We start from the raw sequence: 24,511 nt of genomic DNA, 5'->3' as shown, positions 1-24,511 counted from the left end.
ATAACTTCTGGAGAATCTCACATGACCATTCTGAACCATACTCTCGGTTTCCCTCGCGTCGGACTGCGCCGCGAACTGAAAAAAGCGCAGGAAAGCTACTGGGCCGGGAACAGCTCACAGGACGAACTGCTGGCGGTGGGTCGTGAACTGCGCGCCCGTCACTGGCAGCAGCAGAAAGACGCCGGTGTTGATCTGCTGCCGGTCGGCGATTTTGCCTGGTACGATCACGTGCTGACCACCAGCCTGCTGCTCGGTAACGTACCGGCACGGCACCAGAATAAAGACGGCTCGATTGACCTCGACACCCTGTTCCGTATCGGTCGCGGTCGGGCGCCCAGCGGTGAGCCTGCGGCGGCGGCAGAGATGACCAAATGGTTTAACACCAACTATCACTACATCGTGCCGGAATTTACCCAGGGTCAGCAGTTCCGTCTCAGCTGGACGCAACTGCTGGACGAGGTGGATGAAGCGCTGGCGCTCGGCCACACCATCAAACCGGTGCTGCTGGGGCCGGTGACCTATTTGTGGCTGGGTAAGGTGAAAGGTGACGCCTTTGACCGCCTGTCGCTGCTGCAGGCCATTCTGCCGGTGTACCGTCAGGTGCTGGCAGAACTGCGTCAGCGCGGCATCGAATGGGTGCAGATTGATGAGCCGGCGCTGGCGCTGGAACTGCCGCAGGCGTGGCGCGAGGCGTTTAAACCGGCTTACGACGCGCTACAGGGCGAAGTGAAACTGCTGCTGACCACCTACTTTGACAGCATTGGTCAGAATCTTGATGTCATCAAAACGCTGCCGGTGCAGGGCCTGCACGTGGACCTGGTGCACGGCAAAGACGATCTTCAGCAGCTCAACCAGCAGATCCCGGCGGACTGGCTGCTGTCGCTGGGGGTGATCAATGGCCGTAACGTCTGGCGCGCCGATCTCACCCGCTGGTATGAGCGCCTGCAGCCACTGCTTGGCCAGCGTCAGCAGCTGTGGATTGGATCTTCCTGTTCACTACTGCACAGCCCCATTGACCTGAGCGTGGAAAACCGCCTCGACGACGAGGTAAAAAGCTGGTTCGCCTTTGCGTTACAGAAGTGTACGGAGCTGTCGCTGCTGAGTCAGGCACTGAACCAGCACGATGCCGCTGCGCTGCACGCCTGGAGCGCGCCGATTCGTGCCCGGGCAAATTCTGCTCGCGTGCATAATCCCGCCGTGGCGCAGCGTCTGGCGCAAATCCAGGCCAGAGACACTGAGCGCAACAGCAGCTACACCGTGCGTACTCAGGCGCAGCGTCAGCGCTTTAACCTGCCGGCGTGGCCCACCACCACCATCGGTTCTTTCCCGCAGACCACCGAGATTCGCGGCCTGCGCCTCGACTTCAAAAAAGGCAACATTGACGGCGGCCACTACCGCACCGGTATCGCGGAACACATCCGGCAGGCGATTGCGGAGCAGGAGCGTCTGGGGCTCGACGTGCTGGTGCATGGCGAAGCCGAGCGTAACGACATGGTGGAGTACTTCGGCGAAAACCTCGACGGCTTTGTTTTCACCCAGAACGGCTGGGTTCAGAGCTACGGCTCGCGCTGTGTTAAGCCGCCGGTGATCATCGGGGACGTCAGCCGCCCGCAGCCGATTACCGTCGAGTGGGCAAAGTATGCGCAGTCGCTGACCGACAAACCGGTGAAGGGCATGCTGACCGGACCGGTCACCATCCTGTGCTGGTCGTTCCCGCGGGAAGACGTGACGCGCGAAACCATCGCTAAACAGATTGCGCTGGCGCTGCGCGACGAAGTGCAGGACCTGGAAAAAGCCGGTATCGGCATCATTCAGATTGACGAACCGGCGCTGCGTGAAGGCTTGCCGCTGCATCAGTCTGACTGGGCAGCCTATCTGCGCTGGGCGGTGGACGCGTTCCGCCTTAACGCCGCGGTGGCGCAGGACGAGACGCAGATTCACACCCACATGTGTTATTGCGAGTTCAACGACATCATGGATTCGATTGCCGCGCTGGACGCCGACGTGATCACTATCGAAACCTCACGTTCTGATATGGATCTGCTGGATGCGTTTAAAGCGTTTGAATATCCCAATGAAATCGGGCCGGGCGTGTATGACATCCACTCACCCAACGTACCGAGCGTGGAGTGGATGGAAGATCTGCTGCGCAAAGCGGCGCAGAGTATTCCGCAGCAGCGCCTGTGGGTGAACCCGGACTGTGGCCTGAAAACGCGCGGCTGGAGTGAAACGCGTCAGGCGCTGGCCAACATGGTGAAAGCGGCGCAGAAGCTGCGCGCCGAAACCGTTTGATGGCAGGATAATACGTTGTGTTGTTGAGTTGGGGCGCGCTGGCGCCCCTTTTTTTATTCCGCGTTTGGCGCGACGCCATACTGCTTAAACCACGCCAGCATGCGCTGCCAGCCATCCTGTGCGGAATCGGCGTGGTAGCTCGGACGATAGTCGGCGTTAAAGGCGTGGCCAGCTTCCGGATACACCACAATCTCGGCTTTGGCATTGGCCGCGTGCAGGGCCTGGCGCATCTTATCGATACTTTCCAGTGGAATGCTTTCATCCTGGCCGCCATACAGGCCCAGCACCGGTGCATTCAAATCTACTGCAATATCAATAGGATGTTTCTGCTGCTTCAGCGTTTTCTCGCCCTCCAGGCGACCGTACCAGGCGGCGGCGGCGCGCACCTGCGGATTATGGGCGGCAAACAGCCAGCTGATGCGACCGCCCCAGCAGAAACCGGTGATCGCCAGACGACGGATATCGCCGCCGTGGCGCGCCGCCCAGTTGGCCACGTGGTCGAGATCCGACAGTACCTGCGAATCCGGCACTTTGCTCACCAGCTCTTTGAACAGGGTGGGGATATCGTTGTAATCGTTGGGATCGCCTTCGCGGAAATAGAGCTCCGGCGCCACGGCGAGATAGCCTTCCAGTGCCAGACGGCGGCACAGATCGCGGATGTGCTCGTGCACGCCGAAAATTTCCTGCACCACCAGCACGACCGGCAGCGTGCCGCTAAACTGTTGCGGACGAGCATAATAAGCCGGCAGGTTCTCACCCTGGCTCGGCACGGACGTCTCGCCCGCGTGAATGGCGTCGCTGGCGGTAATGATGGTGCTGGCTGCGGTGGGCTGCACCGCTGGCGCAAAGCCGTCGGTGGCGGATTTTTGTGCCATATTGTCTTCGGTTTTCATGGTTCTCTCCGTGCTAGCAAGTGCGCAATCACGTAACTATAGCCTGGCCTTACGGCAAGGCTGGCGTAGGGTACGGGGGATGGTTAACCTGATCTGCTTCTCTATTAACACTGCCTTTTACGGTTACACAGCACCGCTTGTAGCAATTCAGCGCAGCAGACCGCTAATATGTGATTGGAGTCACACAATATCTTTAGTTCAATGTAACTTTCATTATTGATAGTGAATTCAGTCACATATTTATCCGGGCCGCTGACGTAAAGTGGCGCGCTTATTCCCCCTTATCTTCCAGGAGTCTGATATGGCCCAGTCTGACGTTTTCCACCTTGGCATCACCAAAGCCGATTTGAAAGGAGCCACGCTGGCGATTGTTCCTGGCGATCCGGAGCGCGTGAAGAAAATCGCAGCGCTGATGAAGAATCCACAGCACCTCGCGTCGCATCGTGAATTCACCACCTGGCTGGCGGAGATCGACGGCAAAGCGGTGGTCGTCTGTTCCACCGGCATCGGCGGTCCGTCCACCTCTATCGCCGTTGAAGAGCTGGCGCAGCTGGGCGTGCGTACCTTCCTGCGTGTGGGTACCACCGGCGCGATTCAGCCACACATCAACGTGGGTGATGTGCTGGTGACCACCGCCTCGGTCCGTCTGGACGGTGCCAGCCTGCACTTTGCACCGATGGAATTCCCGGCGGTAGCTGATTTCGCCTGCACCACCGCGCTGGTGGCCGCGGCAGAAGCCTGCGGTGCGACCACGCATATTGGTGTCACTGCCTCGTCAGACACCTTCTATCCTGGCCAGGAGCGCTACGACACCTTCTCCGGACGCGTAGTGAGCCGCTTCCAGGGCTCGATGAAAGAGTGGCAGCAAATGGGCGTGCTTAACTATGAGATGGAATCCGCTACACTGTTAACCATGTGCGCCAGTCAGGGACTGCGTGCCGGCATGGTGGCTGGCGTCATCGTGAATCGCACGCAAAAAGAGATCCCGGATGCGGCCACTATGAAGCAGACAGAAAGCGATGCGGTCAAAATTGTGGTGGATGCCGCGCGTCGCTTACTTTAGCGCGCCAGTCAGGGAATGATTTCGAGACCAGGCTTATAGGGAGCTCAGCAATTGCCTGATTAGAATGCGCGCAATTTCAGCCGATTCTGAGAAATTTCCTATGCGCAAAACGATCTCTGTCCCACGTCCGGGTTTTACCAGCCGCCCTGCTGCAATGCAGGCCCGCATTGAGAGTGCCGCCGCGCGGTTTCGTCAGGCAATGGCCGCGTCAGATTATCCTCTGGCGCGCCAGTGCTGCGAAGAAGTGCTGCGCGTCATGCCTAACCAGATGCAGGTGCTCAGCGACTACGCGCTGACGCTGATGCGCGTCGGCGAACATAAAAAATCCTACAAGATTTACCAGAAAATCTATCAGGCACCGGCGGCGCAGCGCGCGCAGGCGTCGGAAACCTGGCTGGATGGCCTGACGGAAGTGTGTGGCTGGCTGGGTAAGACAGATGAAGTGGCGCGTTATGGCCTCGAATCGCTCACCCAATCCGACATGCGTTTCAGTCAGGGCGCGAAAGCGACTTTTCCCGCACCGGCGCCTGCGCCGATTAACCGCAGCAATCCGGCAGAAAATATCATCTCCTTCAGCCTGTACGGCGGTCAGCCGCGCTACTGCGAAACCCTGATTAAAAACGTTGAGGTGGCGCGCGAGCTCTATCCGGACTGGATGTGTCGCATCTATCTCGACGATAGCGTGCCGCAGCACGTGTGGCAGCGCCTGACCCAGCCAAACACCCAGCTGGTGGATATGTCGCAGGAGAAAACCATTTTCCCTACGCTGTGGCGCTTTCTGGTGATGGACGATGCCAGCGTAAAACGCTACATCGTGCGCGATGCGGATTCGCTGCTGTCAGAGCGCGAAGTGGCGGCCGTCGATGCCTGGCTGGCTTCGCCATTCTGGTTCCACCACATGCGCGATTATTACTCGCACACCGAGCTGTTACTGGCCGGCATGTGGAGCGGCTGTCACGGCGTGTTTCACAACGTGGAACAGCAGATGCGCGACTTTATCGCGCAGTATGACGGCAGCGAGCGCTTTACCGACCAGTACTTCCTCAAGGTAGCGCTGTGGCCCACGGTACGCGACAGCATCCTCAATCACGACGATATCTTTCACTTCCACCACGCGCAGCCGTGGCCGGCGCATGCGCCGATTCGCTGGCAGACCGACAGCTTCCACGTCGGCAGCAACGCCGGTTTCGCCAGCATGGCCGGCAAAGTGGCCAACGCCGAAAATGGCCAGCAGCAGGTGGAGCTGACTTACGGCGGCAACAGCTGGTGCTATCCGGCGAAGGTGAAAAGCGACAGTGAATGGGTGCTGCCGATGCCGTTTTTCCTGATCGACGCCTGGAAAGCGGGCGACCTGACCGTGCGCGCCCTGTAGTGGCCCGGACGATGCCCATCGCGCCCGCGATAAAATCCGCGGGTTGCCATGAATGTTCTGGACATTCATACAGTGGCGCTCTACCTTCTCCTCAGCGAGACGATCCGCGGGGGGATTATGGATCAGCAACTTATCATCAGCGGCGCGCTGGCGCTGGCCGGTTTGGGCATTGGCTGGATTATTGCCCAGCTGCGCGCCGGCCATCAGCACGCCAGCTTCACCACCGAACGCCGCCTGCTGGAACAGGCGCAGCAGCGTCAGCAGCAGCAGCTGGAACAGCTGCAACAGCAACTGCAGCAGCGCGAACAGGAGCTGCGCCAGCTTCACGGCACGCTAAGCGGCGCGCAGGAGCGCCTGCAGCAGCTGGATTACTGGCGGGCCGAGAGTGAACAGCTCAGCCGCGAGCTGCGCAATCAGCTGGAAGTTAACAGCGCGCAGGAAGCCGAACTGCGGGAAGTCACCATTCGATTAGAAGAGACGCGTTTCGCCGCTGAGGAGAAGCAGCGTCTGCTGACCAACAGCGAACAGCGCCTGAGTGCGCAGTTTGAAAACCTCGCCAACCGAATCTTCGAAAACAGCGGAAAACGCGTCGACGAGCAGAACCGGCAGAGCCTCAACAGCCTGATCGGCCCGCTGCGCGAACAGCTGGACGGCTTCCGCCGCCAGGTCAACGATAGCTTCGGCCAGGAAGCGCGTGAACGCCACACGCTGGCGCACGAGATTCGCCAGTTGCAGCAGCTCAACGCGCAGATGGCGCAGGAAGCGATCAACCTCACCAAAGCGCTGAAGGGCGACAACAAAATTCAGGGCAACTGGGGCGAAGTGGTGCTCAGCCGGGTGCTGGAGGCCTCAGGCCTGCGCGAAGGCTACGAGTACCAGACCCAGGTCAGCGTGCAACTGGAGCAGCAGGGCCGTATGCAACCGGATGTGATTGTGCGTCTGCCGCAGGGTAAAGATGTGGTAATTGACGCCAAAATGACGCTGATTGCCTATGAGCGCTACTTCAACGCCGACGACGAACTGACGCGCGAACAGGCGATTCAGGAGCATATCAACGCGGTGCGCGGCCATATCCGGCTGCTGGGGCGTAAAGATTATCAACAATTGCCCGGTTTACGCTCGCTGGATTATGTGCTGATGTTTATTCCGGTCGAACCGGCGTTTCTGCTGGCGATCGACCGTCAGCCGGAGCTGATCAGCGAAGCGCTGCAGCAAAACATTATGCTGGTCAGCCCGACCACGCTGCTGGTGGCGCTGCGCACCATCAATAATCTGTGGCGCTATGAGCATCAGAGCCGTAATGCCCAGCGCATCGCAGACCGCGCTGCGCGCTTGTACGACAAGATGCGGCTGTTTGTCGATGACATGAGCGGCATCGGGCATAGCCTCGACAAAGCGCAGCAGAGTTATCAGCTGGCGATGAAAAAGCTGGCGCAGGGGCGCGGCAACCTGATCGCCCAGAGCGAGTCGTTTCGTGCGCTTGGCGTAGAGATCAAACGGCCCATCAACCCGCAACTGGCAGAGCAGGCGCAGCCCGACGCGGCGGATGATACATGGGCCGATGACAGCGAGCCCGCTGAAAATGCGGCAGATTCTTCCGCCGCTTCCCTGCGCCGCATCAACGAATAACACGCCGGTGGCGTGCTCGGATCGCCCGACTCTGATACACTTCGGGAAGTATTATTTGTGGAACAGGTAAAACCGATGGCAGATGAATCACAGCAGGAAACTACCCATTTTGGCTTTCAGACCGTCGCCAAAAGTGAAAAGGCCGATAAAGTCGCGGACGTGTTTCACTCCGTCGCGGCGAAATATGACCTGATGAACGATCTGATGTCGTTCGGCATCCATCGCGTCTGGAAGCGTTTTACCATCGACAGCAGCGGCGTGCGCCGCGGTCAGCGCGTCCTGGATCTGGCTGGCGGTACCGGCGATCTGACGGCAAAATTCTCGCGCCTGGTCGGTGAAACCGGTCAGGTGGTGCTGGCGGACATCAACAGCTCGATGCTGAAGATGGGACGCGAAAAGCTGCGCAATCTCGGCGTAACCGGCAACGTCAGCTACGTGCAGGCTAACGCAGAAGCGCTGCCGTTCCCGGATAACTACTTCGACTGCATCACCATCTCCTTCGGCCTGCGTAACGTGACCGAAAAAGAGAAGGCGCTGGCGTCGATGTTCCGCGTGCTCAAGCCGGGCGGCCGTCTGCTGGTGCTGGAGTTCTCTAAACCGGTTTTCGATCCGCTGAGCAAAGCCTACGACACTTACTCTTTCCACATTCTGCCGCGCATCGGCCAGCTGGTGGCAAAAGACGCGGAGAGCTATCGCTACCTGGCGGAGTCGATTCGTATGCATCCGGATCAGGAAACCCTGAAGGCGATGATGAACGACGCTGGCTTTGAAAATACCAGCTACTACAACATGACCGGCGGCATTGTGGCGCTGCATCGTGGCTTTAAGTTCTGATTAATCATGACTTTTACCCCTCTCATCACCGGCGGTCTTGAGACCGCCCTGAACCGTGTGTTGTACCGCGATCGCAGCCTGAAAACCGCACGCCAGCGTCTGGCCGGCAAAGTCCTGCTGCTGCGCCTGCAGGAGCTGGATTTTCCGCTGGTGCTGGTGTTCAGTGAAAACCAGCTGGATGTGCTGAGTGACTGGCAGGACCGCAGCGACTGCAGCGTCAGCCTGCGTTTCAGCACGCTGCCTAAGCTGCGCGATCGTCAGCAGCTGACCAGCCTGATTCGCAGCGGTGAGCTGGACGTGGAAGGCGATCTGCAGGTGGTACAGCAATTCTCCGCACTGATGGATCTGGCTGAACTCGACCCGGCGGAATATCTCGCGCCGTGGGTGGGCGACGTCGTGGCACAGGGCATCAGCCAGGCCGCTCAGCGTGCGCTGGCCCAGCTCAGACAGCAGGTCACCCGCCGTCAGGATTATCTGGGGCAGGTGCTGACCGAAGAGTGGCGCGTGGCACCGGGGGCGCTGGAGCAGGCGTGGTTTTGTGAGGAGGTAGAAGCGATGGAACGTGCGCTTAATGCGTTTGAGGCGCGTTTGGCACAGCTGGAGGCGAAATGACGCTGGGAGAAATTCGGCGCTTATACTTCATTATCAAAGTTTTTCTGACCTACGGGCTGGATGAACTTATTCCGCATATGCGCATTACGCTGCCGCTGCGGCTGTGGCGGCGCTGTGTTTTCTGGATCCCCAACCGGCACAAAGAAGCCGAGATGGGCATCCGTCTGCGTCTGGCCATGGAGCAGCTCGGTCCGGTTTGGATCAAGTTCGGTCAGATGCTCTCGACGCGGCGCGACCTGTTCCCGCCGAAAATTGCCGATGAGCTGGCGATTCTGCAGGACCGCGTGGCACCGTTCGACGGCGTGAAAGCCAAAGCGCAGATTGAGCGTTCGATTGGCGGCCCGGTGGAAACCTGGTTCGACGACTTCGATATCAAACCGCTGGCATCGGCTTCGATCGCCCAGGTGCATACCGCGGCGCTGAAATCCAACGGCCGCGAAGTGGTGATCAAAGTGATTCGCCCGGATATCCTGCCGGTGATCAAAGCTGACATGAAGCTGATTTACCGCCTGGCGCGCTGGGTGCCACGTCTGCTGCCGGACGGTCGCCGTCTGCGCCCGATGGAAGTGGTGCGCGACTACGAAAAAACGCTGATTGATGAACTCAATCTGCTGCGTGAAGCCGCCAATGCGATTCAGCTGCGTCGCAACTTTGACCAGAGCCGCATGCTGTACGTGCCGGAAGTGTTCTCCGACTACTGCAGCGAAACCATGCTGGTAATGGAGCGCATTTACGGCATTCCTATCTCCGACGTCGCCACGCTGGAGCAGCACGGCGTCAACATGAAGCTGCTGGCCGAACGCGGCGTGCAGGTGTTCTTCACCCAGGTATTCCGTGACAGCTTCTTCCACGCCGATATGCATCCCGGCAACATCTTCGTCAGCTACGAGCATCCGGAAGATCCGCAGTATATCGGCATCGACTGCGGCATCGTTGGCTCGCTGAACAAAGAAGATAAGCGCTACCTGGCGGAAAACTTCATCGCCTTCTTCAACCGCGACTACCGCAAAGTGGCCGAGCTGCACGTCGACTCGGGCTGGGTACCGCCGGATACCAACGTGGAAGATTTTGAGTTCGCGATCCGTACCGTGTGCGAGCCGATTTTCGAAAAGCCGCTGGCGGAAATCTCCTTTGGTCACGTGCTGCTCAATCTGTTCAACACCGCGCGCCGTTTCAATATGGAAGTGCAGCCGCAGCTGGTGCTGCTGCAGAAAACCCTGCTGTACATCGAGGGCATCGGCCGTCAGCTCTATCCGCAGCTCGATCTGTGGAAAACCGCCAAGCCGTTCCTGGAGGACTGGATTAAGGATCAGATCGGCATTCCGGCCATCCTGCGGGCGGTGAAAGAGAAGGCGCCGTTCTGGGCGGAGAAACTGCCGGAGCTGCCGGAGCTTTTTTACGACAGTATGCGCCAGCACAAGTTATTGCAGCACAGTGTCGATAAACTCGTCACCGATTTGAACGCGCAGCGCACCCGTCATCATCAGGCACGTTATCTGTTTGGCGTCGGGGCTACACTGTTATTAAGTGGCACCGCCGTGCTGTTGAGCCGGCCTGACTGGGACTTCTTCCCGGCGCTGTTAATGGCCGCCGGCATCGTCACCTGGCTCATCGGCTGGCGCAAGACAAACTGATTGTCTGCCTGGTGCAAATCGCGTAATGTCGCAGGCTTAAGTCCGGGTAAAAACGGACTTTCTGTGCGTTACAGTTAACCGTTTTTCACAGAATATTAGAGGCATATCTCATGGGCGGTATCAGTATTTGGCAATTGTTAATCATTGCCGTCATTGTTGTACTTCTGTTCGGTACCAATAAGCTTCGTAACCTGGGTTCGGATTTAGGCTCTTCCATTCGCGGCTTCAAAAAAGCCATGAGCGATGAAGACGAGAAAAAGGATCAACCGAAAGAGCAGGACGCTGACTTCAACGCCAAACTGGCAGACAAACAGCACACCCCGGCGAGCAAAGACGACGCCCGGGACAAGTAAGGTAAAACTGTGTTCGATATTGGTTTTAGTGAACTGGTATTGGTGTTCGTGATCGGGCTGATTGTACTGGGCCCGCAGCGCTTACCGGTTGCGGTGAAAACCGTCGTTGGCTGGATCCGGGCCATTCGCTCGCTGGCTGCTAATGTGCAGAACGAACTGGCCCAGGAGCTGAAACTGCAGGAGCTGCAGGACAGCCTGAAAAAGGTCGAAGAGGCAGGACGCGGCACGCTGTCGCCGGAGCTGAAGCAATCCATGGAAGAGCTGCGTAAAACTGCGGACTCCATGAAGCGCTCGGTGCAGCAGAGCATCGATATCGAAAAAGCGGAAGATGAAGCCAACACCATTCATCAGCCGCCCGCTGCCGCGCCACAGCCCGCTGCCGCACCGCAGCCCGCTGAGCCGCACAGCGTCGTGACGCCGGCCAGCGCGGCACATCAGGCCAGCGCCCCGGCGCAGGCGCCGCAGCCTGCACCAGCCACCAGCCACACCGATTCCGTCGCGTCTGCGACCACTCCTCCCGTAAAAGATGAACGATAAACATGGCCGTTGAAGATACCCAACCGCTCATCAGCCACCTGATTGAGCTGCGCAAGCGTCTGCTGAACTGCATCATCGCGGTGTTTGTTATCTTCCTGTGTCTGGTTTACTTCGCCAACGACATCTATCACGCGGTGGCAGCGCCGCTGATTAGCCAGATGCCCGCCGGCGCCAGCATGATCGCCACCGACGTGGCCTCACCGTTCTTTACGCCGATCAAACTGACCATCATTGTGTCGGTATTTCTTGCGGTGCCGGTGATTCTTTATCAGGTCTGGGCGTTTGTCGCCCCCGCGCTGTATCGCCATGAGCGCCGCCTGGTGATGCCGCTGCTGTTCTCCAGTACGCTGCTGTTTTATGTCGGCGTGGCCTTTGCCTACTTCATTGTGTTCCCGCTGGCATTTGGCTTCTTCGCCAAAACCGCGCCGCAGGGCGTCACCATCGCCACGGACATCACCAACTACCTCGACTTTGTCATGACGCTGTTCATGGCGTTTGGCGTGGCGTTTGAGGTACCGATTGCCATCGTGCTGCTGTGCTGGACCGGCATTACCAGCCCGGACGATCTGAAAAAGAAACGGCCGTATATTCTGGTCGGCGCGTTTGTGGTTGGGATGTTGCTCACACCGCCGGACGTTTTCTCGCAAACTTTGCTCGCTATTCCGATGTACTGCCTGTTTGAAGTCGGCGTATTCTTCTCCCGCTACTATGTGGGTAAAGGACGTCAGGCGGCAGACGATGAGGAACAGAACCCCGACGCCTGATGTCTTTTATGCAGGGCATCCCGCTGATGGGGTGATGATGAATCTTAACCGCCCGCCTGCCGGGCGGTTTTTCTATCCGTCGCTTGAAGACGGAATGGGGAGCAAACATGTTTGATATCGGTGTAAACCTGACCAGCACGCAATTCGCAAAAGATCGCGATCAGGTGGTAAAACGCGCGCGCGAAGCAGGCGTCACCGGCCTGTTAATCACCGGCACCAATGCCCTGGAGAGCCAGCAGGCGCGTCAGCTGGCGACCCGGCACGCGGGCTACTGCTGGTCGACCGCCGGCGTGCACCCGCATCATGCCAGCGAGTGGTCGGCGGAAACCGCCAGTACGCTGCGCCGCCTGGCTGACAGCGAGCAGGTGGTGGCGATTGGTGAATGCGGACTCGACTTCAACCGTAATCTTTCCGCGCACGAGCAGCAGGAGTACGCGTTTGATGCGCAGCTCCAGCTGGCGGCAGAACTGCAGCTGCCGGTGTTTTTACACTGTCGTGAGGCGCATGAACGTTTTCTGGCGGTGCTGCAGCCGTGGCTGCCGAAACTGGTGGGCGCGGTGGTGCACTGTTTTACCGGCACGCGTGACGAGCTGGAAGCCTGCCTGGCGCTGGGTTTATCGGTGGGCATTACCGGCTGGGTGTGCGATGAACGGCGCGGAATGGCACTGCGTGACATGCTGCCGCTGATTCCGGCAGATCGTCTGCTGCTGGAGACGGACGCGCCCTATCTGCTGCCGCGCGATATGCGACCGCGTCCGACCTCGCGCCGTAACGAACCCTGCTTTCTGCCGCATATCGTTCAGCAGGTGGCGCACTGGCGTGGTGAACAGCCAGACGCACTGGCGGCACGCGTCGACCACAACGCACGTCAGCTATTCAGACTGGCTTAAACCTTACGGAACTGCTTGTTGTCCACGCTGCGCATCACCTGTTTATTCAGCAGGTTAAGCAGCAGGATTGAGCGGGTTTCACCATCGGGCTCGGCAAAGATAGCGCGCAGCCCTTCAAAGGTGCCGTCGGTGATCAGCACTTCATCACCAACCTGCGGCGTTTCCGGATCCAGCAGGATCTGCGGCGCATCGGTTTGCAGCGCTTCGATGACTTCATACGGCACCGTGGCGGGCATGGCACCAAAGCGCACAAAGTGGCTGACGCCGCGCGTGCTGCTGATGGTGGTGGTGTGAATCGCTTCCGGATCGAATTCGATAAACAGATAGTTGGGAAACAGCGGCTCACTCACGGTGGTGCGTTTGCCGCGCACAATCTTCTCCAGAGCGATCATCGGGCTGAGGCAATTCACCTCCTGCCGCTCAAGATGCTCCTTCGCGCGCAACAGCTGACCACGTTTGCAATAGAGTAAGTACCAGGATTCCATAACTGCTCCCAAATAATGGACGCTAAGAATAACAAACCTGTTGTCAGAGTTATAGCGCATCGGCGGCCGGAAACCCGGTCACACAAGAAAAATCTCTACGAATTTTCCGATTGGTGCGGCGAACTAACGCTTTTCAGCAAGAAAATTGACGTCTGGCGATCATCTGTATCAGACTGCCAACCCATTAGACGAAGAAAAAGGACGGGCTGATGGAACTGTTTTTACTGAGTAATGGCAAAGTGGCCGACGATGCGCCGCTGCTGAGCTATGCGCATCCGCAGCTGCACGCGATGATTGCCCAGCGCGGCATCACCTCGGCGGTGCTGGTGCCCTACGCCATTATTCGTGACGATCACGCCCAGCGTGCGCAGGCGTTGTCTCAGTCACTGGGCATTCCGGTGCGCACGGTACACGAGTTCGAGACACCGGTTGCGGCCATTGAGCAGGCGGAGCTGATTCTGGTGAGCGGCGGCAATACCTGGCTGCTGAACCAGATGCTGCACGAGCAGGGGCTGATCGTGGCGATTCAGCGCGCAGTGCGCGAGCGCGATGTCCCTTACGTTGGCTGGAGCGCGGGCTGCAACGTGGCGACACCGTCGATTCGCACCACCAATGATATGCCGGTACGCAGCAGCGTGGTGCTGCCTGCGCTGGGGCTGTTCCCGGTGCAAATCAATCCTCACTATCTTGATGCGCACGTCAGCGGCCACATGGGCGAAACCCGTGATGAGCGTCTGGCCGAGTTCTGCGCGGTGAATCCGCAGGAGTCGGTGATTGCGCTGCGGGAAGCCAGCTTCCTGCACGTCAGTGAGAACCGTCTGCGCTACTACAGCGCGCGCGGTGAAGATTTCAAAGTGTTCCGTCACGGTGAAGCGATTGCCGCTTATCACGATGTGCTGGCCCTGCAGTCGCTGGTACCCTTTTCCTGTCAGCCCGCCTGACGCAGAAACTCAAACACGCTGGCGTGAACAAACTTATAATGACGCTTCACTCTGGCCGGAAGACTAACGCCGCATGAAATATCAGGATTTACGAGACTTTCTCGCGCTGCTGGAACAGCGCGGCGAGTTAAAGCGCATCACTCAGGAGATCGATCCTGTCCTCGAGATGACCGAAATCGCCGACCGCACGCTGCGGGCCGGTGGCCCGGCGCTGCTGTTCGAAAACCCGAAGGGCTACAGCATGCCGGTGCTGTGCAACCTGTTTGGCACGCCGAAGCGCGTGGCCATGGGTATGGGCCAGGAAGAGGTCAGCGCGCTGCGCGAAGTGGGTAAGCTGCTGGCGTTTCTGAAAGAGCCGGAGCCGCCGAAGGGCTTCCGCGATCTGTTCGATAAGATGCCGCAGTTCAAACAGGTGCTGAATATGCCGACCAAACGGCTGCGTAATGCGCCGTGTCAGGAAGAGATTTTCAGCGGTGACGAGGTCGATCTGGCGCGCATCCCGGTCATGAAATGCTGGCCGGGCGATGCGGCGCCGCTGATTACCTGGGGTTTAACCGTCTCGCGTGGACCGCATAAAGAGCGGCAGAATCTCGGCATTTATCGTCAGCAGGTGATTGGTAAAAACCGTGTGATCATGCGCTGGCTGTCGCATCGCGGTGGCGCGCTGGATTTCCAGGAGTGGTGCAAAGCGCATCCCGGTGAACGCTTCCCGGTGGCGGTAGCGCTGGGCGCCGATCCGGCCACCATTCTTGGTGCGGTCACGCCGGTGCCGGATACGCTATCGGAATATGCGTTTGCCGGTCTGCTGCGCGGCAACAAAACCGAGGTGGTGAAGTGCGTCTCGAACGATCTGGAAGTGCCGGCCAGCGCCGAAATCGTGCTGGAAGGCTACATCGAACCGGGCGACATGGCGCCGGAAGGGCCGTACGGCGATCACACCGGCTACTACAATGAAGTAGACAGCTTCCCGGTGTTTACCGTGACGCACGTGACCCAGCGGCGCAACCCGATTTACCACTCCACCTACACCGGCCGTCCGCCGGATGAGCCCGCGGTACTGGGCGTGGCGCTGAACGAAGTGCTGGTGCCGATTCTGATCAAACAGTTCCCGGAGATTGTGGATTTCTATCTGCCGCCGGAAGGCTGCTCTTATCGCCTCGCGGTAGTGACGATTAAAAAACAGTATGCCGGTCACGCCAAGCGCGTGATGTTCGGCGTGTGGTCGTTCCTGCGCCAGTTTATGTACACCAAGTTTGTGATTGTGTGTGACGATGACGTCAACGCGCGTGACTGGAACGACGTGATTTGGGCCATCACCACGCGGATGGATCCGGCGCGCGATACGGTACTGGTAGAAAACACGCCAATTGACTATCTCGACTTCGCTTCGCCGGTTTCCGGACTTGGCTCGAAGATGGGACTGGATGCCACCAACAAGTGGCCGGGTGAAACCCAGCGTGAATGGGGGACGCCGATTGTGAAAGATCCTGCGGTTACGGCGCGTATTGATGCAATCTGGGATGAGTTAGCGATCTTTGCCGAGCCGCCGCAGCGCTGATGGCGGCTGAGAACCATAAAAAAGGGCACCTATGACGACGTTAAGCTGCAAAGTGACTTCGGTTGAAGCAATTACGGACACGGTTTACCGCGTGCGGTTAATTCCGGCGGCGGATTTTAGCTTCCGCGCCGGCCAGTATCTGATGGTGGTGATGGATGAGCGCGACAAGCGCCCGTTTTCGCTGGCATCGACGCCAATGGAAAAGGACATCATTGAGCTGCACATTGGTGCCTCAGAGCTGAACCTGTACGCCATGGCGGTGATGGATCGCATCAAAAATGATCGGCAGATCACCGTGGATATGCCGCACGGCGACGCCTGGCTGCGTGAAGACAGCGCGCGGCCGATTGTGCTGATTGCCGGCGGCACTGGCTTCTCCTATGCGCGTTCGATTCTGCTGACCGCGCTGGCGCAGCAGCCGGATCGCGACATCGCTATCTACTGGGGCGGCCGCGAGCTGAGACATCTGTACGATCTGGATGAGCTCAATGCGCTGGCGGTGAAGCATCCGAACCTGAAAGTGATTCCGGTGGTGGAGCAGCCGGCGGAGGACTGGCAGGGGCGCAGCGGCACGGTGCTGACCGCGGTGATGCAGGATTATGCCAGCCTGAGCGGACACGATATCTATATTGCTGGCCGGTTTGAGATGGCAAAAATTGCCCGCGAGCGCTTCTGTGCCGAACGTGGTGCGTTAGAAGCGCAGATGTATGGCGATGCGTTTGCCTTTATCTGATGTGTGATGCGGTGCGCATGCACATGCCGCTGCAAAAAAAGCCCGCCCGGTTGGGCGGGAACACGTGCAAGTGTAGTGGTCAACGTATTAAACCCGTTCGAATACCGTCGCGATGCCCTGGCCTAAGCCAATGCACATGGTTGCCAGACCAAACTGTGCATCGCGTCGCTCCATCAGATTCAGCAACGTGGTGCTGATACGAGCGCCGGAACATCCCAGCGGATGCCCGAGTGCGATTGCGCCGCCGTTAAGGTTCACTTTCTCATCCAGCTGCTCCAGCAGTCCTAAATCTTTCAGGCACGGCAGCGTCTGCGCGGCGAAGGCTTCGTTGAGTTCGAACAGATCGATATCCTGCACGCTCAGCCCGGCGCGCTTCAGCGCCAGCTTACTGGCCGGTACCGGACCGTAACCCATGATCGACGGATCGCAGCCAACCACCGCCATGCTGCGGATGCGTGCGCGCGGCGACAGCCCCAGTTCGCGCGCGCGGCTTTCGCTCATGATCAGCATGGCGGCCGCGCCGTCGGACAGCGCCGACGAACTGCCGGCGGTAACCGTGCCGTTGACCGGATCGAACGCCGGACGCAGCGCGGCTAAGCCTTCAAGGCTGGTGTCTTCGCGAATCACTTCATCGCTGTCATAGCGTTTCAGCACGCCATCGGCATCGTGGCCGTAGGTCGGCACGATTTCGCGTTTGAAATCACCGCGCTGAGTGGCGGCCGCAGCGCGCTGGTGTGAACGCAGCGCGAAGGCATCCTGCTGTTCACGGCTGATGTGGTGCATGCGCGCCAGCATCTCGGCGGTCAGCCCCATCATGCCCGCCGCTTTCGCCACGGTGCGCCCCAGGCCGGGATGAAAATCCACGCCGTGGTTCATCGGTACGTGGCCCATATGTTCCACGCCGCCAATCAGACAGCTGTGGGCATCGCCGACCATAATCGCGCGCGCCGCATCGTGCAGGGCCTGCATGGACGAGCCGCACAGGCGATTGACGGTGCTGGCCGGCACGCGATGCGGGATCTCCGCCAGCAGCGCGGCGTTGCGGGCGATATTAAAGCCCTGTTCCAGCGTCTGCTGCACGCAGCCCCAGATAATGTCATCCAGCGCGGCGGCATCGACGGTCGGATTGCGGCTGAGGAGTTCGCGCATCAGATGGGCGGAGAGATCCTCAGCGCGCACCTGGCGAAAGGCGCCGCCTTTGGAACGGCCCATCGGCGTGCGCACGGCATCAACAATCACTACGTTTTCCATGTTCATTACCTCAGGCAGTTTGCAGCGCCGCTGCGTCAATCGGTTGGGCGACGGGATACCAGCTTTGATGCTGATGGGCTTTCTGAACCAGCAGCTCAGGCAGCGCGTACAGCGGGCCGAGCGCGAGGTAGCGTTTGGCCTGATCGACGACATTGCTGATGCCCAGCGTATCCATATAGCGGAACGCGCCACCGCGGAACGGCGGGAAGCCTAAGCCGTACACCAGCGCCATATCGGCCTCGGCGGGGGAAGCGATGATGTTTTCTTCGAGGCAGCGCACCACTTCGTTGAGCATCGGCAGCATCATGCGGTTGGCGATCTCTTCATCGCTGAATACCCGCTTCGGTTCACATACCGGCTCCAGCAGCGTATCGACCTCTACATCGGCGCGCTTCTGCGCTTTGCCTTTTTTGTCCTGCTCCCAGCGATAAAAGCCCTGGCCATTTTTCTGGCCGTAGCGTTTGGCTTCAAACAGCACATCAATGGCATCGCGGTAATCTTTCTGCATCCGCGACGGGAAGCCCTGCGCCATCACCTGTTGCGCATGATGCGCGGTATCAATGCCCACCACGTCCAGCAGCCACGCCGGCCCCATCGGCCAGCCAAACTGCTTCTCCATCACTTTATCGATCTGGCGGAAGTCCGCGCCGTCGCGCAGTAGCAGGCTGAAGGCGGCAAAGTAGGGGAACAGCACACGGTTCACAAAGAAGCCGGGGCAGTCATTCACCACAATCGGCGTTTTGCCCATCTTGCTGGCCCACGCCACCACTTTACTGATGGTGGCTTCAGAGGTTTGCGCACCGCGAATCACTTCGACCAGCGGCATACGCGGCACCGGATTGAAGAAGTGCATGCCGCAGAAATTTTGCGGACGCTGCAGCGCCTGCGCCAGCTGGCTGATTGGAATGGTGGAGGTATTCGAGGCCAGCACGGCATCATCCCGCAGCTGCTGCTCGGTTTCAGCCAGCACTTTGGCTTTGATTTGCGGGTTCTCGACCACCGCTTCGACCACCACATCGGCGCGATCAAAGCCGCTGTAATCCAGCGTCGGCTGAATGCTCGCCAGCACGCTCGCCAGCCTGGTACCATCGATTTTGCCGCGCTCCAGCTGCTTATTAAGCAGCTTACTGGCTTCATTCATGCCCAGCGTCAGCGCCTGCGGATTAATATCTTTCATCTTCACCGGCACGCCTTTCCAGGCCGACTGCCAGGCGATCCCGCCGCCCATGATGCCTGCGCCGAGTACCGCCGCCTGCTCTGGCGTGCCGGCCGCGCTGCTGTGTTTTTTCGCCAGGCCTTTTACGTACTGGTCATTGAGGAAGATGCCGACCAGCGCGCGTGCCACATCACTCTGCGCCAGCGGCACAAAAGCAGCGGTTTCCAGCTTCAGCGCATCATCACGACCTAAGCCCGCTGCCGCTTCGATGGTTCGCACCGCGGCGATCGGGGCTGGATAGTGTTTACCGGCGGTTTGCTGCACCATGCTTTTGGCGAGGGTAAAACTCATCGCGGCTTCAATCGGACTGAGCTTAAGCGGTGCCAGCTTCGGCGCACGACGCGCCTGCCAGCTGCCCTGGGCTATGGCATCCTGCAGCATGGTCAGCGCCGCGCTGCGCAGCTTCTCGCTGCTGACCACCGCATCCACCAGACCGAGCTTCAGCGCGCTCGCGCCATCAATATCTTTACCGGCGGCGATGATCTCCAGCGCGCTGTCGGCACCGAGCAGGCGCGGCAGACGCACGCTGCCGCCGAAGCCCGGCATAATGCCGAGTTTGGTTTCCGGCAGGCCAATGCGCGCGGTGGGCGTGGCCACGCGGAAGTCGGTCGCCAGCACACACTCGCAGCCCCCGCCCAGCGCGTAGCCGTCGATGGCGGCGATGGTTGGCACCGGCAAATCTTCCAGACGATTAAAGATGCTGTTGGCGAATGTCAGCCACTGGCTAAGCTGCTCAGCGGGCGCATCAAACAGCGACAGGAATTCTGTGATATCCGCCCCGACAATAAACGCCGGTTTGGCGGAAGAGAGCAGCAGGCCGCGCAGCGTGCTTTGCTGCTCCAGTACGCTCAGCGCCTCGCCTAAGGCGGCGACGGTTTTGGTATCAAGTTTGTTCACCGAACCGGGCGCATCAAAAACCAGCTCGGCGATGCCATCGTCAAGCCAGTGCACTGAAAGGGTATCGCCTTGGTAGAGCATGTCCGTCTCCTGAAACGCGAAAGGTGATCTGGTCATACCAGATGATCAGGAGTGTGGGTGTCATGTTAATTTTTTGCAAACGAGAGTTTGCTTATTTGATACGGCGATCACAGCGCGCGCAGCACGGCATCCCCCGCGCGGCTGTGCTACACTGCCGCCACTTTCGCGACATCGGAGACAAGTCCATGGATTCACTGAAAACCCTGTATCACGCGCATATTTCAACGCTGCAGCAGCGTGTGCAACAGGTGCTGGCGCGCTTTAAGCTGGACGCCATGCTGATTCATTCAGGCGAGTTGCTGACCGTATTTCTTGACGATCATGACTATCCGTTTAAGGTGAATCCGCAGTTTAAAGCCTGGGTGCCAGTGACCCAGGTGCCCAACTGCTGGCTGTGGATCGATGGCGTGAATAAACCCAAACTGTGGTTCTACTCGCCGGTCGATTACTGGCACAACGTCGAGCCACTGCCGGACAGCTTCTGGACCCAGGATGTCGAGGTCATCGGCCTGAAAAACGCTGACGATATCGCTCAGCTGTTGCCGGCACAGCGCGACAATGTGGCCTATATCGGGCCGGTACCGTCCCGCGCCACCCAACTGGGCATCCGCAGCGAGGGGATCAATCCTCAGGGCGTCATCGACTTCCTGCATTATCATCGCAGCATCAAAACCGATTACGAGCTGGCCTGTATGCGCGAAGCGCAGAAGCTGGCGGTGGCAGGCCATCGCGCAGCGAAAGAGGCATTCTTCTCCGGCATGAGCGAGTTTGATATCAATCTTGCCTATCTGACCGCCACCGGCCACCGTGACATTGATGTACCGTATGGCAATATCATCGCGCTGAATGAACATGCTGCGGTACTGCACTACACCCGGCTTGATCACCAGCCGCCGGCGAAACGTCACAGCTTCCTGATTGATGCCGGCGCAGAGTATCTTGGCTATGCGGCCGATTTGACGCGGAGCTACGCGGCGCAGAGCAAAACGCGCTACGCGGAAATGGTTGCTGCGATGAATAAAGAAGAGCTGGCGCTGATCGCCACGCTGAAAGCTGGCGTGCGCTATACCGATTACCATCTGCAAATGCATCAGCGTATCGCGCGTCTGCTGCTGAAGTTTGAACTGGTGCAGGGGCTGAGCGAAGAGACGCTGGTGGCGGAAAACCTCACCGGCCCCTTCATGCCGCACGGCCTCGGCCATCCGCTGGGCCTGCAGGTGCACGACGTTGCCGGGTTTATGCAGGACGACAGCGGCACGCATCTGGCGGCGCCATCGCAATATCCTTATCTGCGCTGTACGCGGGTGCTGCAGCCGGGCATGGTGCTGACCATTGAACCGGGCTTCTATATTATCGATTCACTGCTGGCGCCGCTGCGCAGCGGTAAGTTCAGTCAGCACTTTGACTGGCAGGCGATTGATGCCCTGAAGCCGTACGGGGGCATTCGTATCGAGGATAATGTGGTGATTCACGCCAGCCGCATCGAAAACATGACGCGTGACTTGCATCTGGCCTGATGGACGCTTACGACATTCCCGCTGAGGCCGTCAGTCTCAGCGAGGAGACCATCAAAAAGAGCCGCTTTATTACCCTGCTGGCGCATACCGATGGGGTGGCCGCTGCGCGCGCCTTTGTGCAGCAGGTAAAGCACGAACACCCGACCGCGCGGCATCACTGCTGGGCCTGGGTGGCGGGCGCGCCCGATGATTCACAACAGCTGGGGTTTTCTGACGATGGCGAACCCTCCGGCACGGCCGGTAAGCCGATGCTGGCGCAGCTGATGGGCAGCGGCGTGGGCGAGATCACCGCCGTGGTGGTGCGCTATTATGGCGGTATCATGCTGGGCACCGGCGGGCTGGTGAAAGCCTACGGTGGCGGCGTGCAGCAGGGGCTGAAGCTGCTGGCGCGCCAGCGTAAAGTGCCGATGCAATGTTTCACCCTGCAGTGTGACTATGCGCAACTGAGCGATATAGAGCGTCTGCTGCAGCGTTTTGACGGTAGCCTTGAACAGAGCCATTATCAGGATCGCATTACGCTACGTCTGGCGTTGCCCCATCCGCAGATTGATGGCTTCAGGCAAAACCTTTCTGATTACAGCCGGGGCGCTTTGGCGCTGATCCCGCTGGACAACTAACCGCATCTGTTTAAAGGAAACGGCTGAATGCATTTTCGCGCCATTACCCGCATCGTGGGCCTGCTGGTGATTCTGTTCTCGGTAACCATGATCCTGCCTGGCTTAGTGGCCCTGATTTATCGCGACGGTGCCGGGCGCGCGTTCAGTCAGACGTTTATGATGGCGATCGTCATCGGTTCGCTGCTGTGGTGGCCCAACCGCAAACAAAAAAGTGAGCTGAAACCGCGTGAAGGCTTTCTGATTGTGGTGCTGTTCTGGACCGTGCTGGGCAGCGTGGGGGCAATGCCGTTTATCTTCGCCGAGCAGCCACATCTGTCGGTGACCGACGCCTTCTTCGAATCGTTCTCTGGCTTAACCACCACCGGTGCCACTACGTTAGTAGGGCTCGACTCGCTGCCCAAAGCGATTCTGTTCTATCGCCAGATGCTGCAGTGGCTTGGCGGCATGGGGATCATCGTGCTGGCGGTGGCCATTCTGCCGATTCTTGGCGTCGGTGGTATGCAGCTGTATCGCGCCGAAATGCCGGGGCCGCTGAAAGATAACAAAATGCGCCCGCGGATTGCCGAAACGGCGAAAACCCTGTGGCTGATTTATGTACTGCTAACGGTGGCCTGTGCGCTGGCGCTGTGGCTGGCGGGCATGCCGATGTTTGATGCTATCGGCCACAGCTTCTCGACCATCGCCATCGGCGGTTTTTCTACCCATGATGCCAGCATCGGCTACTTCAATAGCCCGACCATTAATACCATCGTGGCGATTTTCCTGCTGATCTCCGGCTGTAACTACGGCCTGCACTTCTCGTTGCTCAGCGGGCGAAACCTGAAAGTCTACTGGCGCGATCCGGAATTCCGCATGTTCATTGGCGTGCAGCTGACGCTGGTGCTGATTTGTACCCTGGTGCTGTGGTTCCATAATGTCTATTCCAGCGGCTGGCAAACCCTCAATCAGGCGTTTTTCCAGGTGGTATCGATGGCGACGACGGCGGGCTTTACCACCGACAGTATTGCGCGCTGGCCGCTGTTCCTGCCGGTGCTGCTGCTGTGTTCAGCCTTTATTGGCGGTATGGCGGGTTCGACTGGCGGTGGCCTGAAGGTGATTCGTATTCTGCTGCTGTGCAAGCAAGGGTCGCGCGAACTGAAACGCCTGGTGCATCCCAATGCGGTCTATACCATTAAACTGGGCAACCGTGCGCTGCCGGAACGTATTCTCGAAGCGGTGTGGGGCTTTTTCTCGGCTTACGCGCTGGTGTTTCTGGTCAGCATGCTGGCGATTATCGCCACTGGCGTGGATGACTTCTCGGCCTTCGCCGCGGTGGCGGCAACGCTGAATAACCTTGGCCCGGGTCTGGGTGTGGTGGCAGATAACTTCACGTCGATGAATGATGTCGCCAAGTGGATTTTAATCTCCACCATGCTGTTTGGACGCCTTGAAGTGTTCACGCTGCTGGTGCTGTTCACGCCCACCTTCTGGCGCGAATAATAAAACAGGAATGAGTGATGAAAGCGTTAATTCTTTATTCCAGCCGTGACGGGCAAACCCGCGAAATCGCGGCGCGTATTGCCCGCACGCTGACACCGCAGCAGTTGTGTGATGTGCTGGATCTGGCGCAGGCACCGCAGGTGGAGTGGGCACAGTATGATCGCGTGCTGATTGGCGCCTCGATTCGCTATGGCCACTTCCAGCCCGAGCTGATGAAATTCGTCACGCAATATAAGGCGGAACTGCAGCAGCGCGTCAGCGGCTTTTTCAGCGTCAATCTTACTGCGCGTAAAGCCGATAAGTGCACGCCGGAAACCAATGCCTATACGCGTAAGTTCCTGGCGCAGTCACCGTGGCAACCGGATCGCAGTGCGGTGTTTGCCGGTGCGCTGCGCTATCCACGCTATCGCTGGTTCGATCGCATCATGATTCAGTTCATTATGCGTATGACCGGCGGCGAAACGGATACCACCAAAGAAGTTGAATACACTGACTGGCAGCAAGTCACGCTTTTTGCCCAGGATTTCGCACAGTTACCAGGCAAATTGCCGCAAAATAACGCGTAGTGGTGAAATTTAGGCCGAACGATCATTTTTTTGCAATAAACCCTTGTCAGCCAGAATTAACGCCCTATAATGCGCCACCACTGAGACGGCAAAGCGGCAACGCAGACGGCTCAGCAGGGCGTGAAGTGATTCACCCCGCCGGAGAAAAACGCTGAAAAAAGTGTTTGACTCTGAAGGAGGAAAGCGTAATATACGCCACCTCGCGACAGCAGGCCGAACGCCGCGTCGCACCGCTCTTTAACAATTTATCAGACAATCTGTGTGGGCACTCGCAGGATTGATATCAGCGTCTCCGGA

General features: G+C 58.9%; 22 protein-coding genes. 18 read left to right on the top strand and 4 right to left on the bottom strand.

The annotated features are described in order from the left end of the window. Positions 1-21: 21 nt before the first annotated feature. Complete coding sequence (gene metE, locus AC6I7J_RS18110) at positions 22-2,292, top strand: 5-methyltetrahydropteroyltriglutamate--homocysteine S-methyltransferase (RefSeq protein ID WP_498006344.1); 2,271 nt, start codon at positions 22-24, stop codon at positions 2,290-2,292. A 53-nt stretch (positions 2,293-2,345) separates the two neighbouring features. On the opposite strand, the gene AC6I7J_RS18105 is transcribed toward metE, so the two are convergent. Continuing rightward, complete coding sequence (locus AC6I7J_RS18105; protein WP_021506953.1) at positions 2,346-3,185, bottom strand: dienelactone hydrolase family protein; 840 nt, start codon at positions 3,183-3,185, stop codon at positions 2,346-2,348. Positions 3,186-3,486: 301 nt separating this feature from the next. Here AC6I7J_RS18105 and udp point away from each other — a divergent pair, with 301 nt between their 5' ends. From udp to tatD, 10 genes are all read left to right on the top strand, one after another. Continuing rightward, positions 3,487-4,248 (top strand): uridine phosphorylase, encoded by a 762-nt coding sequence (gene udp / locus AC6I7J_RS18100; protein WP_498006342.1) that lies wholly within the window; start codon positions 3,487-3,489, stop codon positions 4,246-4,248. Positions 4,249-4,348: 100 nt separating this feature from the next. Next, positions 4,349-5,620, top strand: coding sequence for a tetratricopeptide repeat protein (locus AC6I7J_RS18095; protein WP_498006340.1), 1,272 nt, complete (start codon positions 4,349-4,351; stop codon positions 5,618-5,620). 117 nt (positions 5,621-5,737) lie between these two features. After that, positions 5,738-7,249: a DNA recombination protein RmuC gene (gene rmuC, locus AC6I7J_RS18090; protein WP_021506950.1), complete on the top strand. Its 1,512-nt coding sequence runs from the start codon at positions 5,738-5,740 to the stop codon at positions 7,247-7,249. Between the two features lie 75 nt (positions 7,250-7,324). Further along, entirely contained in the window at positions 7,325-8,083 is a 759-nt protein-coding gene (gene ubiE, locus AC6I7J_RS18085; protein WP_021506949.1) for a bifunctional demethylmenaquinone methyltransferase/2-methoxy-6-polyprenyl-1,4-benzoquinol methylase UbiE, read from the top strand. A gap of 6 nt (positions 8,084-8,089) precedes the next feature. Beyond that, the gene (gene ubiJ / locus AC6I7J_RS18080) at positions 8,090-8,695 is read left to right on the top strand and encodes a ubiquinone biosynthesis protein UbiJ (protein ID WP_498006338.1); all 606 of its coding nucleotides are present in this window, start codon (positions 8,090-8,092) and stop codon (positions 8,693-8,695) included. Beyond that, positions 8,692-10,329 (top strand): ubiquinone biosynthesis regulatory protein kinase UbiB, encoded by a 1,638-nt coding sequence (ubiB, locus tag AC6I7J_RS18075; RefSeq protein ID WP_498006336.1) that lies wholly within the window; start codon positions 8,692-8,694, stop codon positions 10,327-10,329. Before ubiJ ends, ubiB begins: the two co-directional genes overlap by 4 nt. Before the next feature lie 110 nt (positions 10,330-10,439). Then, positions 10,440-10,682 (top strand): Sec-independent protein translocase subunit TatA, encoded by a 243-nt coding sequence (gene tatA / locus AC6I7J_RS18070; protein ID WP_010618194.1) that lies wholly within the window; start codon positions 10,440-10,442, stop codon positions 10,680-10,682. 9 nt (positions 10,683-10,691) lie between these two features. Then, on the top strand, positions 10,692-11,219 hold the full coding sequence (gene tatB, locus AC6I7J_RS18065) for a Sec-independent protein translocase protein TatB (RefSeq protein WP_260641717.1): 528 nt from the start codon (positions 10,692-10,694) through the stop codon (positions 11,217-11,219). Between the two features lie 2 nt (positions 11,220-11,221). Then, the gene (tatC, locus tag AC6I7J_RS18060) at positions 11,222-11,983 is read left to right on the top strand and encodes a Sec-independent protein translocase subunit TatC (protein WP_021506945.1); all 762 of its coding nucleotides are present in this window, start codon (positions 11,222-11,224) and stop codon (positions 11,981-11,983) included. Positions 11,984-12,090: 107 nt separating this feature from the next. After that, on the top strand, positions 12,091-12,873 hold the full coding sequence (gene tatD / locus AC6I7J_RS18055) for a 3'-5' ssDNA/RNA exonuclease TatD (RefSeq protein ID WP_058758125.1): 783 nt from the start codon (positions 12,091-12,093) through the stop codon (positions 12,871-12,873). Here tatD and rfaH read toward each other — a convergent pair. After that, positions 12,870-13,358, bottom strand: coding sequence for a transcription/translation regulatory transformer protein RfaH (gene rfaH, locus AC6I7J_RS18050; RefSeq protein ID WP_031279607.1), 489 nt, complete (start codon positions 13,356-13,358; stop codon positions 12,870-12,872). The two genes, tatD and rfaH, sit on opposite strands and share 4 nt — an antisense overlap. A gap of 209 nt (positions 13,359-13,567) precedes the next feature. Here rfaH and pepE point away from each other — a divergent pair, with 209 nt between their 5' ends. The 3 genes from pepE (at position 13,568) to fre (ending at position 16,590) form a co-directional block, all read left to right on the top strand. Next, positions 13,568-14,299 carry a dipeptidase PepE gene (gene pepE, locus AC6I7J_RS18045; protein WP_058758126.1) on the top strand — a complete coding sequence of 244 codons (732 nt, stop codon included), beginning with the start codon at positions 13,568-13,570 and terminating at the stop codon, positions 14,297-14,299. Between the two features lie 73 nt (positions 14,300-14,372). Then, a complete protein-coding gene (gene ubiD / locus AC6I7J_RS18040) occupies positions 14,373-15,857 on the top strand; it encodes a 4-hydroxy-3-polyprenylbenzoate decarboxylase (RefSeq protein WP_021506941.1) in 1,485 nt (494 codons plus the stop codon). Between the two features lie 31 nt (positions 15,858-15,888). Beyond that, on the top strand, positions 15,889-16,590 hold the full coding sequence (fre, locus tag AC6I7J_RS18035) for an NAD(P)H-flavin reductase (RefSeq protein WP_021506940.1): 702 nt from the start codon (positions 15,889-15,891) through the stop codon (positions 16,588-16,590). A gap of 87 nt (positions 16,591-16,677) precedes the next feature. On the opposite strand, the gene fadA is transcribed toward fre, so the two are convergent. Both fadA and fadB read right to left on the bottom strand, forming a co-directional pair. Then, positions 16,678-17,841, bottom strand: a complete 1,164-nt coding sequence (gene fadA, locus AC6I7J_RS18030; RefSeq protein WP_498006333.1) for an acetyl-CoA C-acyltransferase FadA — start codon at positions 17,839-17,841, stop codon at positions 16,678-16,680. Positions 17,842-17,851: 10 nt separating this feature from the next. After that, the gene (gene fadB, locus AC6I7J_RS18025; RefSeq protein WP_498006331.1) at positions 17,852-20,035 is read right to left on the bottom strand and encodes a fatty acid oxidation complex subunit alpha FadB; all 2,184 of its coding nucleotides are present in this window, start codon (positions 20,033-20,035) and stop codon (positions 17,852-17,854) included. Positions 20,036-20,220: 185 nt separating this feature from the next. Here fadB and pepQ point away from each other — a divergent pair, with 185 nt between their 5' ends. From pepQ to hemG, 4 genes are read left to right on the top strand one after another with little or no spacing between them, the layout of a single operon-like run. After that, complete coding sequence (gene pepQ, locus AC6I7J_RS18020) at positions 20,221-21,552, top strand: Xaa-Pro dipeptidase (protein ID WP_498006329.1); 1,332 nt, start codon at positions 20,221-20,223, stop codon at positions 21,550-21,552. Further along, a complete protein-coding gene (locus AC6I7J_RS18015; RefSeq protein WP_498006327.1) occupies positions 21,552-22,169 on the top strand; it encodes an IMPACT family protein in 618 nt (205 codons plus the stop codon). Before pepQ ends, AC6I7J_RS18015 begins: the two co-directional genes overlap by 1 nt. 27 nt (positions 22,170-22,196) lie before the next feature. Next, the gene (trkH, locus tag AC6I7J_RS18010; RefSeq protein WP_021506935.1) at positions 22,197-23,648 is read left to right on the top strand and encodes a Trk system potassium transporter TrkH; all 1,452 of its coding nucleotides are present in this window, start codon (positions 22,197-22,199) and stop codon (positions 23,646-23,648) included. A gap of 17 nt (positions 23,649-23,665) precedes the next feature. Further along, entirely contained in the window at positions 23,666-24,214 is a 549-nt protein-coding gene (gene hemG, locus AC6I7J_RS18005) for a menaquinone-dependent protoporphyrinogen IX dehydrogenase (protein ID WP_498006325.1), read from the top strand. The last annotated feature ends 297 nt before the right edge of the window (positions 24,215-24,511 follow it).

The organism is Type-C symbiont of Plautia stali (assembly GCF_059730935.1).
Note: the sequence above shows the minus strand (reverse complement) of the source record. Positions and strands in the feature narration are given on the sequence as shown.